Below are 13,502 nucleotides of genomic sequence, written 5' to 3'. Positions count from 1 at the left end.
GTTTAAGGCAAAGGTAACTTTTTATAAGGCATGTTGCAAGTATAAATTCCCGCTAGTCTAAAAACAAAAACACCGCCTAAAAACAGGCAGTGTTCACATTGAAAACCAAAATTTGTACTTGTTATTAAAAACACAATCTTTTTCAAATCAAGGTCTGTCAGGGCCCGGTTTTGGTCCTGGATCACGACCACCGGGTCTATCACCTTCACCACCTCCAGGAGGACCTTGTTTATCGCGGGCATGTTTTAACATTTCCCGTTTAAATTCATTTTCTGCATCAGCAAGTAAGGCTACCTTTTTTAAACTCAATACCTTTTTAAATTCTTCTGCATACTTCTTTTTTATGTCGAGAATTTTTTGCTCGTTGTCAAAATGCGCCGCAATCATTTTTGTCAATTCCTCATCAGTCATGTCATCAATTTTTTTGCCGTTGCGCAAATCTTTTTCTTTGTCGAGCACCACCTTTAATTCATCTTGCATTTTATTATATACCGGCCAGAATTTTTGTGCTTCTTCAGAACTTAAATCCAGATACCTGGTTAAAAATGCAATACGTAATGCTTCAATTTTTTCTTCATCAACCGGCGGCGGACCGGGAGGACCCTGTGCAAATCCGGCTGCTGCAGTCAGGACCAATAATGTGATAATGAATGTCCTTTTCATAATTTTTATTTTAGTTTGGTTAGTTAGTTTTTTATAATCCAAGATGCTCAAACAAAGTTGCATCATTTAAATATTCCTGTAAAATTTCTTCATCAATAGAATCCATCAAAGTTGGTTCTAAATTAATTTCCGTTTTATCAATAATTTGATTTAATACATCCTGATCTAACACCTGCTCATGTAAATCGTTTGTCAGTGAAGCGTCAGACTGCGCAGGCAATTCAAATGTGGAATTAAAAATGGCATTCGTGCTGATATCATCTACATGCTGCGCAACATAACCATATAAATCATCATAACTTAATGCCGCAATTTGATCATCCATATAATTATTTAATTCTGTATCACTCATCTCAGCAAGTTGTATTGCAAGCTTTGTAGTACTATCTTTCCCAAAAAAAGAAACACCGAAATAAATTGCTGTAACAGTAGCTGCTATTGCAGTAATTATCATAATCCGTTTAATAACCGGAGTCTTTTTAATTTGCTCCGCTTCAGTTCCAATTGTTTTTTCAAAAATTGATTGCTCCAGATTCGTAAAATAATCATCCGGCACACGCATGGTGTTTTGTTTTAATTTCCGGTTGAGATTTTCGTTAATTGGTTCCATTTTAGTTAATTGACTGATTAAATTTTATTTTTTTTATGCTGTCAATTGCAGTTATGACTATCGTTTTTAAACTTGGTTTAAGTTATCCTTTAAAAAAACTTCGATTTTTTTTACTGCATGATGAAAACTTGCCTTTAAAGCGCCTGTGGAAGTGCCCAAAATCTCTTCCATCTCCTCGTATTTCAATTCGTCGTAATAGCGCATAATAAATACCTGCTTTTGTTTATCAGGAAGTGTATCAATGGCCAATTGTAATTGCACTTGAACCGCATCGCCATCAAACCAGGGGTCAGTTTTTAAATTGGCAGAATAACTTTCACCTTCAGTTTCCAACGCAACACTTGAACGTCGATATTTTTCATTAATAAATGTGATGGCTTCATTAGAGGCAATGCGATACAACCAAGTATATAATTTACTTTCCTGCCGAAATTCCGGAAGCCCTTTCCATACTTTAATAAAACAGTTCTGAACCACGTCATCTGCGTCGTCGTGGCTTACTACCATGCGGCGTACATGCCAGTATAGTTTTTTTGAATACGCCTGAACCAAGAGTCGGAATCCTCGCTCACGGGTTGACACGTCAAGACATAATTGTACAATCTCTTTATCTGTCATTCACCTCCTGATTAGTAATTCCGGGTTCAAAATAAAACCGGAACCGGTCCGCAATTACTTGCGTGCCATTACTTTGAGGGCTGCATCTACCACATGCTGTGTGCTCATTCCGTATTTTGTGAGCAGTTGTTCGGCAGTTCCACTTTCACCAAATTTATCGTGTACACCAACATATTCAATTGGCGCAGGTGTATTTTCAGAAACTACTTTGGCAATAGCACTTCCTAAACCGCCTAAAATCTGGTGTTCCTCAGCAGTAACAACACATTTTGTTTTGCTTACCGATTGTATGACTGCCTGAACGTCGAGAGGTTTAATGGTATGTATATTTATCAGGTCTACAGTATATCCTTGTTCAACTAAAATTTTTGCTGCTTCAATTGCTTTCAACACTAAATGGCCGGTTGCAAAAATGGAAACATCAGCGCCATCTTGAATTTTCCAGGCTTTACCAATTTCAAATTTTTCATCTGCAGGGTAAAAAATGGGCCATTTTGGGCGACCGAAACGCAAGTAAACCGGGCCTTCATATTCGGCAGCAGCAATAGTAGCTGCTTTGGTTTGGTTGTAATCACATGGATTAATCACCACAAAATTCGGAAGCATTTGCATTAACCCAATATCTTCTAATATTTGGTGTGTTGCACCATCCTCACCTAAGGTTACCCCGGCATGCGATGCAGCAATTTTTACATTTTTATTAGAATAAGCTATCGACTGACGAATTTGATCATAAACCCTGCCTGTTGCAAAATTTGCAAATGTGCAGGCAAATGGAATTTTTCCACCAATCGTTAAACCCGCAGCAATACCTGTCATATTGGCTTCCGCAATGCCACACTGGAGAAACCGTTCAGGAAATTCTTTAATAAATGCTTCTAATTTGAGCGAGCCAATTAAGTCGGCACATAATGCCACTACCTGAGGGTTAGCTTTTCCTGCTTCCAGTATACCGGCGCCAAATCCTGAGCGGGTATCTTTCTGATTGGTGTAATCTACGTTGATCAAAACAGCGATTTTTTAGGTTATAGACTCCGTTTTTGGGAAATCCGCTGCGAAGATAAGGCAAAGTTACAGTCTTACGGTAAGGGTTGAACCGGTAATTACCTCAAAATCGATAACACGGGTTGCATCCATGTCTTTTTGTGATAAATAACGATAGATGATTTTATATTTTCCGGGCTGAATTACCAGCGTCTCTTTGGGGTTCGTTTCGCTCATCTCATAAATTTCAACCAGCTTGTTATCCTTAAATTCATAAATACCACCCGATACTGCTTCGTTTTTTGCAACAGTAACAAATCCCGGCGCCGCTATTTCTAAGGTGGTGGTTTTATCCTGCTCCACCTGAACATTTTTTACGGTAATTATCGGCAACGTTAATATTTCAACATCATAACTTCCGGTTAATAATTTTTGTGAAGTATTTACCGGTTGCCAAATCACCACTTTACCATCTTTTTTAATAATACAATTTAAATTGGTTTTAAAGGCTTCGTTCCGAATATCTACAACTAAATAACCCTGAGGCGCGGGTTGCGTAATTACATTTATTTTTCCCGGTGTTAACACCACATCTTTTTTCATAATTTCCGGTGTGGTGTGCACCTGCATATCGTATGTTAATGCGGGATCTAATGTAAGTGTATCAGGATTCCCTTTCGGATTTATCGTATGGTAATAATTAAATTTTTGCACCTCACTGTTCGCATCATAAAATGTCATCAATACATCTGTTTCTTCGGGGCGATTATAAGTATCCATTAAATTTACCTGCACATAAACCGAATTAAATATCTTTGCGATAGTTGCATCTACAACCTGCTCCGTTTTTTGCTCACTTTCAATATTCATAAATTCACCCATACAACTAAATTGTGTGAACTCCGTTGCATCAATACCAATTCCAATTACATACGATTTTGTAATTACACCCATATTCCGCATTCGCTGCACAACTTCACACGGATTTTTTCCGCAACTCTCAAATCCATCACTCACCAGAATTAAAATATTGCGATAATTTTTTGCATCCGGACCAAAATCATCCAGCGATTGTTCCATCGAATAGGCAATTGGTGTTACGCCATTCGGGCGAATATCAGCTAAACGATTTTTTATACTCAACGCATTTTTCGTCCTGAAACCTATTTCCAATTTCGAATCTTCACAATCATTTAATGGCTGCGGACTTTGATGACCATAAACACGCATAGCCATTTGAATATTCGGGTCATCATTCAGACTATCAGCTATACCATTAACCACCGCGCGGGCTGCAACCATCTTGGCACTGCGCTCCCACGTTTGTGTCATACTGCGACTGGCATCTACAACAAACAAAATCCGCGTAACCTGCGATGTTTGGGCATACGTTTGTAAACTGAAACCGATAAACAGTATCAGCAAGCCAAAAATATTTTTATATAATATCGACTGCTTCAAATTTTAATAATAGATGTTTTTGCACTTTTAATCGTAATAGAAATATCTTTTGTGTTCGCCGAATATTTTTTAATGTTGGAGCGACTAAATATTTTATAATCGCCTGGTAATAATTGAATACTTTCCATATTTGCATTCAAACTACCTTCATATACTTTTTCCAATTTACCGTCTTTCACCAAATAAATACTATAAACTTTATTTTCGGTGGTCGATAAATTTAATGTGCCCGGTAATGGAATATCTATTTTATTATTTACACCACCTTTTATTTCATAATTTTCAAAATGCAAACGTGGAATAGTAAGCACATCAATATCATAAATTCCGGCAATATAACGTTGCGTGGTATTAAAATTCTGCACATAAATAATTTCACCGGTAGTATTATTCCTCACTACACATTGTTTCTGACTAAATACCGCACCTGTGCCTTCAGTAACAACTAAATTTCCCAGTGGCACATCAATTCCGATTATATTATGTTTGCCCGGAACCAGTTCCACTTCATTTAAATAAACCGGTGGTGTTGTATGCACTACAATATCATATTTTCCAATCGGATTTAAAAACAAAGTATCCGGCTGATTTCTCGCATCAGGTGTATGCACATAATTATAACGCACCTCACCACTTAAATGATCATACAATGTAATCTCAATATTTTTTTCAACCGGCAACCCAAATGCATCTAATAAATTGATTTGTGTGGTAGTAATATTTAATGCCTGCGACACCACAATACTCATCGCATTCGAAAATGTTTTTTCATCGCCGGCATCATAATAATTACCGATACAATCAAATTGTTTTTTATCTTTTTCTTCCAATCCCAAACCAATAACAAATGGTTTTAACGTAATTTTTTTATCACGCAATGCCTGGGAACTTGCACATGGATCACCATCACAATTTTCAATTCCATCGGTAATTAAAATAATGGAATTTGTGCCTTCCGTTGAAATAAAATCACCGGCCGATAAAAACAAAGAGTATGCAATCGGCGTGTAACCCTGTGGCGTAATCCGGTTCAGCGCATTTTTAACGTTATAACCCGAATTTTTTGATATCGATACTTCCAGTTTTGAATCTTTACAATCGTGAGCGGCACGCGGACTCTGATGTCCAAACACCCTGAGCCCGATTTCCACCGTAGGGTCGGCTTTTTGTATGCTATCGATCGTTTTTACAACCAGTTTTTTTGCTACTTCCCATTTGGTAGTGCCCTTCCAGGGGTCAACCATGCTGCCGCTGCCATCCAGCAAAATGAGAATACGTTTGGCCTCTCCCGTCGGTTTTGTTTGCGCCGACGCGGTAAAAAATGTAAAAAGAAGCAATAATAGCAGGCTGTTTCTCATGTATCAGGGCTCTGTCCAACCTTATAAAACGATGATTTATAGGGTTTTATTGAGCTTTTCATATTTGAACTGTTGCAAATAAACAAAAATGCTGCCGTTTTTGATTATCACAAGCCAAATTTGAGTTAACACGCCGCCAATGGGTGTATAGTTTTGTGTAAAATGATGAATTATAGCATATAATCCGGCTGTTCAATTGGTAATTTGTCCATCAAAAAACTAATAATTAAAAATCTCACTCGAAACCGGCTGTTTAATTAGAACATAAGCACATCAACAAATTAGCACATTTTTTGGCTGTTCCATTGGTACATCGGTACATTAACTAATTGGTACATTAATTTGGAGCATCAACATCGCGCTCTGTATCAAAATCCTTGCGGGCTTTTCGCTGCAACAAACAGTTAATTAAATTTTTATTCAAAACCGGCTGTTCCATTGGTACATCGGTACATTATCACATTGGTCCATTAGTTTGTTTCCGCTATCAACAAAATGGCGTAGGGATTTTGTTTCTGCATGGTTTTTCGTTTCAATTTCAAAAACCGGGGTTGGTGACGTGGTAACCTGGGGTTTGTTCGCAATTTCATTTACCCCTAAGGGGGTTGGGAATCGTATGATTTTGATTTGCTAATTAAAATATGCAACCCCTAAAGGGTTGGTGGGTAGCAGGGTTTGGTGAATTTGGTGTAATTGTTTCACCCCGGATGGGGTTTGGTTTTTTGTTTCAATTTCATTTAAAAATATGTAACCCCTAAAGGGGTTGGTGAATCGTGAGGTTGGGGTTTGGAGAATTTCTTTTCACCCCGGTGGGTTTGTGGATCGTTCAATTTCATTTTGCTAAAAATATGCAACCCCTAAAGGGGTTGGGGGGTCGTAGCATTGGGGTTTTGTGAATTTGTTTCACCCCGGATGGGGTTTGGTGAATCGTTTCATTTCATTTGCTAAAAATATGCAACCCTTAAAGGGGTTGGTGGGTCGTTTCATTCTAATTTTTTTTAAATATGTTACATCGGTTTATGTTGAGATAAATCAATATGGGGTTGTGGGATGATTGATTTTGGAATCAATTTGGGGTTTTTTTTTTTTTTTTTTTTTTTTTTTTTTTATAATTTTTTTAAGGGGGAAAAAAAGGGGGGGTTTTTTTTTTTTTGGGTGGGTTGTTTGGCAATCTTTTTTTTACAATTGGATTTTTGAATAATACCATTTGCCGGATGTGAAAATTCGGGTGATGTAGATGCCGGTGGGTTGGGTGGTTGGGATGATTGTTGTTGAGGTAATTAATTTGGTGGTGGTGATTAATTGTCCGGCGGTGTTGTATAATTCGAAAATGCCGGAATCGTTATTGTTTAATGCTACATGTATGCCATCAATAGCAGAAAATATTACAGGTGTATTTAAATTATTGTTTGCAATTTCAACCGGAAAATTTAATATGATTTGGTTGCTGGGTGCTGATAATGTATCGCCTATTCCATAATCGCTTGCCATCGATAACACATAGGCATAATATGGTACGCCCCATGTAATTAAATTGCCTTGGCTGTCGCGGGTTGTGGCATCGCCGTTTAAAATAATATCGGTTCCGGCTGGTGTAACTTCGAAATAATTTGTTGTGGCTAATGCTGCATCTAAATTAAAACTAAATGCGGTTGCAAAATCTACAAGAAAAACGCGGTACGTTGCTATGGTTTGCTCAAAAGCCGGAATTGGAAAACTAATTTTAATATCTTCTCCATTTCCAATATCTGAAATATCTTCTAAAACAATTCCTGCAACTTGCGATGTTGCCTGCTCAAGCGAAACGATATTTGATGCTTCAGTCATTTGTGCATTTACAACCGATGTGCCATCAGGAATACTTAATATAAATACTTTATATTTATCAGGAACAATCACATTTCCTGCAACGTCTAAAATTGTTTCAGATAAAAATAATTCATACGCTTCCAAACCAGGCAATACTGTTGTATAACGTGTTGCATCTAATGCTAACGCATTATCAATTGTAAAAATATCTGCATCATCTTTTTGTGCAATAATTACCCGATACTCCATTATACCTTGCTCAATAGCAGGTGCCGAAAAATTAACACGAATGTCTGTTGCATCACCATTATTAAATACATCTGCAATACTTAAATCAATTGCTGCTGCAACGGTATCCACTAAAATAACCGGCATGGAAGCTTGCGATAATATATTTAAATAATTACTGGCAGCACTCATTACATTTAAAACATATAATTGATATTCCTGCCCGGCAACAATCGCATCACCATCACTATCCAATCCACCGGAAATAAAATTACCTGCATAATCAGCACTGCCATCCGGAATAATACTTATATATCTGTCGCTGCCTAAAATATTAGCATCATCTACATTAAAATCAGTGATATCCGATTTTACACAAATTACACGATAAGCATCAATATCAACTTCATCGCCGGCAGCAGAAAAATTAAAATTTAAATCGGCAGCTGTTTCAGAAATACCTGCATCAGCAACCGAAATCCATGATGTCGAATAATTTTTAATTGCCGTAGTAATTGGCGTTTCCGGTGTTAACTCATAGGCATAATCCAATAGCGTAATACCTTCTTCAACACTAACATTTAAACGCAACCAGCCATAATGATATGCACCATCAGTATAAAAATGCACTGCAGCAAAATGATTAGTTGTACCATTCCACAAACCACCGGCAATAGGTTCAATATTTGAACTGCTGTAGATATAAAAAAATAATTTTTCATATAACACTGCAAGATCCGACTGAAAATTAAATGCTTCATCAATTACCGCACCTTCATTTAATAAAGGAATATTGGTAAACATAATTTGTGTTGCACCGGCATTATAGGTATACCACGGTGTTCCACTATAGGTTACCGGAACATTTTGAATGGAATAAGCAACCTGATTATCACCAAGCGGATTAATACGTAATTTTAATTCATTAGGCGCAAACGAAGCAAACGATTCCGATAAAAAAACTAATTTAAAATCATTCGTGCCATTGCCATCCATATCTAATCCGATATCATCAATGTACACTTGTAAATCTGGGTCAACGTCGGTATAAACTATTTGCGCAGAACCGGAAGCTGCCATTGTTAAAAAGGCAGCAGAAAAAGCAGAATAATTTTGCAACGTAAGTTTACGTTCGCTTTGTTTGCTTTTAGGTTTCATGATGAAAAGTTACGGCAATACCTTAAGTTCCACAACAAAATTGCAGAAAATTAAAAGTAGTTAATCAGCATTAAAAAAATAATTAATAGTCGCCAAGGGTTTCCTCAAGCTGTGCCATGGCTTTTTCGAGTTGTTCTTTATTTGGAGCAATACCATGCCATTCATGACTGCCTTCCATAAAGTCCACCCCTTTACCCATTGCCGTGCGCATTAAAATCATAACCGGTTTTCCTTTTCCGGTTGCTGCTTGAGCTGTTTTTATGGTGTTGAGCAACATTTCCATATCATTACCATCTTCACAAACCAATGTAACCCAACCGAATGCTTCAAATTTGGCTTTTAAATCGCCCAAGTCCATTACTTTTTTGGTAGGCCCGTCAATTTGCTGACCATTCCAGTCAACGGTGCATATTAAATTATCAACCCCAACGTGGGCAGCATACATGGCAGCTTCCCAAATCTGGCCTTCCTGTAATTCACCGTCACCATGTAAAGTATAAACTAAACGAGTATCGCCATTCAATTTTTTTGCCTGAGCAGCACCAATACCAACACTCATACCTTGGCCGAGTGAACCGCTGGCAATGCGAATTCCGGGTAAATGTTCAGCCGTTGTTGGGTGACCTTGTAAACGGGAATCTAATTTGCGGAAAGTATTCAATTCTTCCAATGGGAAATAACCACTTCTCGCCAAAACACTATACCAAACCGGCGAAATATGCCCGTTACTCAAAAAAAACAGGTCCTCACCAACACCATCCATATTAAACGAACTGTCGTGTTTCAACACATCAAAATACAAGGCAACAAAAAATTCAGTGCAGCCCAACGAGCCACCCGGATGCCCGCTTTGGCATTGGTAAACTTCACGAACTATATCTCTTCTTACCTGCGAACAAATGCGCTTTAATTGGTTAATATCAGCCATGCGAAAGGTTATTTTTAGCAAAGGTAGGGAATTGGAGCGAAACAGGCATTGGGTTGTATTAACACTTGGATTTTAAAAATCTGCTGCAAAAAGGGGGGATTTTGGGTGCCAAAGCTTAAAGAAGCCAAAATTTTATACATAGTTATGATAAACTCCCCAATTGTATATCACTCAAACCCTCTAAAACAGTAACAACTAAAATGTATGAATACTATTTTGCTCAAGTATGATTCAAATCATAAATAAAAAAAAATATTAATGCAAATATTTGCAATAGGCAGACAGTAAACAAATTTCAAGTTTACAGTTTAATAATGAACAGAAATAAGAATATTTCATAGTGCAAAATGTATATTTGTAAGGATAACCCAAATTACTTGCAATTATGGATGTTGATTTACTGATATCATGGGGTGCTACTTATAAAAAATACAGCAAAGGTGAATTTGTATTTTACGAAGGTGATGAAGCACTATTTTATTTTCAGGTTGATCAAGGACAAATAAAAATGACGAATATTAATGATATGGGTAGGGAATATGTTCAAGGTAATTTCACTGCTGGACAATCATTTGGTGAGCCACCATTATTTATTAATGAGCGTTATCCGGCTTCTGCAATGGCTGTTGAGGACACAACTGTATTGCGCATACGGAAAGAAACATTTTTGAATATATTAGATGAATATCCTAACATACAAAAAACATTTTTAGCACTTCTTGCACGTAAGGTGTACTCAAAAGCATCAACTGCAAAGGCTGTTATGAATCATACTCCCGAAGAACGGTTGTTGTCGTTTTTAGATGATTACAAGAAGAAACATTATACAACCGGTGAAAAAATTGAAATCCCATTTACCCGACAAGAAATTGCCAATTTCACGGGATTAAGAGTTGAAACTGTAATTAGAACTTTATCTGTAATGCGAACTAAAAAGCAAGTTGAAATTATTAATAGAAAATTATACATTTAATATGTTAAATTTCAATGCAAATAAGTGGTTTTTCATTTCCATTTTTAATTTTTTAATTGTAGCGGTTATTGGTGTGATAATGCGCTATAAAATCGGATTCGATTTTCCCTACTTTGATCAAAAGAATCTACAACACGGACATTCACACTTTGCATTTTCGGGATGGATTTCACAAACAATAATGCTATTAATGGTCGGCATAATAACGCCACACATTGTTAACAGCAAAATAAGGGTATACAATTGGATTCTTGGATTAAATCTTTTTACAGCTTACGGGATGTTATTAGCATTTTTAGCAAATGGATACAATACAATATCTATCATTTTTTCAACGGCATCCATAATAATAAGCTTTGTGTTCGCATTTTACTATTTCAAAGATTTAAGCGGATTGAAATCATTTGCACCTAAACGTTGGTTTATTACTTCATTGTTAATGCTTATTTTATCTGCATTTGGTACTGCTGTTTTGGTTTACATTATGGTTATTAAGGATATTCATCAAATTGCTTATTTATCCTCCATTTACTGGTACTTACATTTTCAATACAATGGATGGTTCTTTTTTGCTTGTATGGGTATATTGATACATCATTTCCAAAAAAAATTAGGTTTACCTAAAATACCTGAATCTGTTTTTTGGTACTTTGCGCTGAGTTGCATACCTGCATACGGTCTTTCGGTATTATGGAGGGATTTACCGATATTAATTTATGGTTTAGTTGTAGTTGCCGCAGTCGGGCAGTTTTACGCATGGGTAGTATTGCTATTTTATTGTAGACAAAACAAGGTATTAACTAAATTAGGCAACAACTTAATTACAAAGTTATTATTTGCATTTATTGCAGCCGCATTAACAGTTAAATTCACACTTCAATTAGGCTCAGTAATTCCAACTGTGAGTACACTGGCATTCGGATTCCGTTCAATTGTTATTGCATACTTGCATTTAGTGCTTATTGGTATCATATCGATGTTCATTCTAACATATGCTTACAGCACAAAATTATTATTGGTGAATAAAATTTCATCCATTGGTATAATGCTATTTTTAGTTAGTGTTATTATTTATGAACTAGCTCTGGCAACACAGGGCATTGCTTCGTTCAGCTACACTGTTATACCGGGAATAGATTATATATTAGTGAGTTTTACCGTCCTAATTTGCTTAGCAATTGCAATACTTTTTATCTCCCAAATAAAAAGTTCCGGTTTTCGAAAAATATGATTTGAATCATAAGTGATTTTTAATCGTCACACTACCTTAGTAGTTAAAATTAACTATTATGAAAATTCAATTTACCGGGCTGCTGATTGGTTCAATTGTATTAGCATCATGCACCAATTCAAATTCGATAGATGAACAGCAAGCTTCAACCGGAAACGCCGCAACTACTGTTGGTCAATCAGGAGTACAAGATGATGTATCGAATCCCAATATTGTTCAGGTTGCTGCAGGCAGTAAAGACCACACTACATTAGTTGCTGCAGTTCAGGCAGCAGGATTGGTAGATGCACTAAGTAATGCCGGTCCATTTACAGTTTATGCACCCACGAATGCAGCATTCGATAAATTACCGAAAGGAACAGTTGAAGGGTTGTTGGAACCTGATAAAATTAATGACCTGAAAGCCATCCTTGAATACCATACTTATGTTGGTGCTTTAAAACTAGAATATCTTACAGATGGTCAACAATTTGAACAAGTAAGCGGTGATAAGATAACTATTACAATGAAAGACAATAAAGTTTTTGTTAATGGAACCGCAGAAATTGTAGCAAGCATTCCTACATCGAATGGCATAATTCATGTAATTAACGAAGTGTTACTTCCACCTGCAAAATAAATATTTTCATTTTTGTTTGATAAGGCGCGACTATTACAGTTGCGCCTTTTTAAATTCCGCCATATCTTACAAAAGTTCCAAGAATAAGCATGGTAATACCTATTGCTGTTACAGCAAAAATATGCAAAGTAAGGAATACCAATCTTTCAGGTTTTAAATTCGGAATGAGCACCAACCTTGCATGCAATGCCAAAACGAATGTAATTATTAAGAGCAATAACTTACAAGAAACAACAGTTTCAATTCCGGATGAAAAAGATAACCACTGTGACAGGGGTATTCCATAGTTTAGTGACATCCAGATTCCTGTAATTACAAGTAACAATAATGCAGGCAAACCGATTACTTCATATTTCTTTTCGAATTCAAGTAATCCGGCGACGTTTTTCCTTTTGATTGCCTCAGGCAAAATTCGAAAACTAATTATTAAGTGCCCTCCAACCCAAATAGTTGCTGCAAGTATATGAATGATTAATAAAATATGGTTCATTATTTATCTACTTTAGATTGCATGATTGTGGCTATACTTTTAGCCCTTTGCTTAATAAGTGATGCATTAGCTCCGGAAAATAATTCATCGACTGTAATTTCAAATAGCATAATCCATCGTGCAAAATGCAAATCGGTAATTTTACTATGCTCATTAATTTGTTGATGTCTGGCCATCGGGTTACCTGTGAATGCACCTGATTGAAACAAAACATTCTCCCAGAAGTCATACATGCGTGGCAGGTGTTTCTCCCAATTTACTTTTACTACTTCTGTGAAAAAATAAGCTATTGTATCATCTGATTTCACCTTAGTGTAAAAACTATCTACTAACTGTTCGATATCATTTCTATTTTGGATATCCTTCTTCATA

At 36.5% G+C, this 13,502-nt stretch carries 13 protein-coding genes; 3 read left to right on the top strand and 10 right to left on the bottom strand.

Annotated features, from left to right (window positions below):
• Nucleotides 1-147: 147 nt before the first annotated feature.
• The 8 genes from IPI65_04040 to IPI65_04005 all read right to left on the bottom strand — a co-directional run bounded on the left by IPI65_04040 (nucleotide 148) and on the right by IPI65_04005 (nucleotide 9,817).
• Nucleotides 148-663, bottom strand: a complete 516-nt coding sequence (locus IPI65_04040) for a hypothetical protein (GenBank protein MBK7440717.1) — start codon at nucleotides 661-663, stop codon at nucleotides 148-150.
• 31 nt (nucleotides 664-694) lie between these two features.
• Entirely contained in the window at nucleotides 695-1,273 is a 579-nt protein-coding gene (locus IPI65_04035) for a hypothetical protein (GenBank protein ID MBK7440716.1), read from the bottom strand.
• Between the two features lie 66 nt (nucleotides 1,274-1,339).
• The gene (locus IPI65_04030; GenBank protein MBK7440715.1) at nucleotides 1,340-1,891 is read right to left on the bottom strand and encodes an RNA polymerase sigma factor; all 552 of its coding nucleotides are present in this window, start codon (nucleotides 1,889-1,891) and stop codon (nucleotides 1,340-1,342) included.
• A 54-nt stretch (nucleotides 1,892-1,945) separates the two neighbouring features.
• Nucleotides 1,946-2,899, bottom strand: a complete 954-nt coding sequence (locus IPI65_04025; protein ID MBK7440714.1) for a transketolase family protein — start codon at nucleotides 2,897-2,899, stop codon at nucleotides 1,946-1,948.
• Between the two features lie 63 nt (nucleotides 2,900-2,962).
• On the bottom strand, nucleotides 2,963-4,336 hold the full coding sequence (locus tag IPI65_04020) for a VWA domain-containing protein (GenBank protein MBK7440713.1): 1,374 nt from the start codon (nucleotides 4,334-4,336) through the stop codon (nucleotides 2,963-2,965).
• Nucleotides 4,333-5,694: a VWA domain-containing protein gene (locus tag IPI65_04015; GenBank protein MBK7440712.1), complete on the bottom strand. Its 1,362-nt coding sequence runs from the start codon at nucleotides 5,692-5,694 to the stop codon at nucleotides 4,333-4,335. The genes IPI65_04020 and IPI65_04015 overlap by 4 nt, the downstream gene beginning before the upstream one ends.
• A 1,179-nt stretch (nucleotides 5,695-6,873) precedes the next feature.
• The gene (locus IPI65_04010; GenBank protein ID MBK7440711.1) at nucleotides 6,874-8,889 is read right to left on the bottom strand and encodes a T9SS type A sorting domain-containing protein; all 2,016 of its coding nucleotides are present in this window, start codon (nucleotides 8,887-8,889) and stop codon (nucleotides 6,874-6,876) included.
• Nucleotides 8,890-8,971: 82 nt separating this feature from the next.
• Nucleotides 8,972-9,817, bottom strand: coding sequence for a transketolase (locus tag IPI65_04005; protein ID MBK7440710.1), 846 nt, complete (start codon nucleotides 9,815-9,817; stop codon nucleotides 8,972-8,974).
• Nucleotides 9,818-10,202: 385 nt separating this feature from the next.
• On the opposite strand from IPI65_04005, the gene IPI65_04000 reads away from it, so the two are divergent.
• From IPI65_04000 to IPI65_03990, 3 genes are all read left to right on the top strand, one after another.
• Nucleotides 10,203-10,790, top strand: coding sequence for a Crp/Fnr family transcriptional regulator (locus IPI65_04000; GenBank protein ID MBK7440709.1), 588 nt, complete (start codon nucleotides 10,203-10,205; stop codon nucleotides 10,788-10,790).
• A 358-nt stretch (nucleotides 10,791-11,148) separates the two neighbouring features.
• Nucleotides 11,149-12,021, top strand: coding sequence for a hypothetical protein (locus tag IPI65_03995; protein ID MBK7440708.1), 873 nt, complete (start codon nucleotides 11,149-11,151; stop codon nucleotides 12,019-12,021).
• Nucleotides 12,022-12,079: 58 nt separating this feature from the next.
• Nucleotides 12,080-12,640, top strand: a complete 561-nt coding sequence (locus IPI65_03990) for a fasciclin domain-containing protein (GenBank protein ID MBK7440707.1) — start codon at nucleotides 12,080-12,082, stop codon at nucleotides 12,638-12,640.
• Between the two features lie 49 nt (nucleotides 12,641-12,689).
• Here the strand turns inward: IPI65_03990 and IPI65_03985 are convergent, their stop codons facing one another.
• On the bottom strand, nucleotides 12,690-13,130 hold the full coding sequence (locus IPI65_03985) for a CopD family protein (GenBank protein ID MBK7440706.1): 441 nt from the start codon (nucleotides 13,128-13,130) through the stop codon (nucleotides 12,690-12,692).
• Complete coding sequence (locus IPI65_03980; protein ID MBK7440705.1) at nucleotides 13,130-13,501, bottom strand: group III truncated hemoglobin; 372 nt, start codon at nucleotides 13,499-13,501, stop codon at nucleotides 13,130-13,132. Before IPI65_03980 ends, IPI65_03985 begins: the two co-directional genes overlap by 1 nt.
• Nucleotide 13,502: the final 1 nt, after the last annotated feature.

It is taken from the genome of Bacteroidota bacterium (assembly GCA_016706255.1).
GTDB lineage: Bacteria > Bacteroidota > Bacteroidia > Chitinophagales > BACL12 > UBA7236.
The sequence above is the reverse complement of the archived record's forward strand: the minus strand, read 5'-3'. Positions and strand labels throughout refer to the sequence as shown.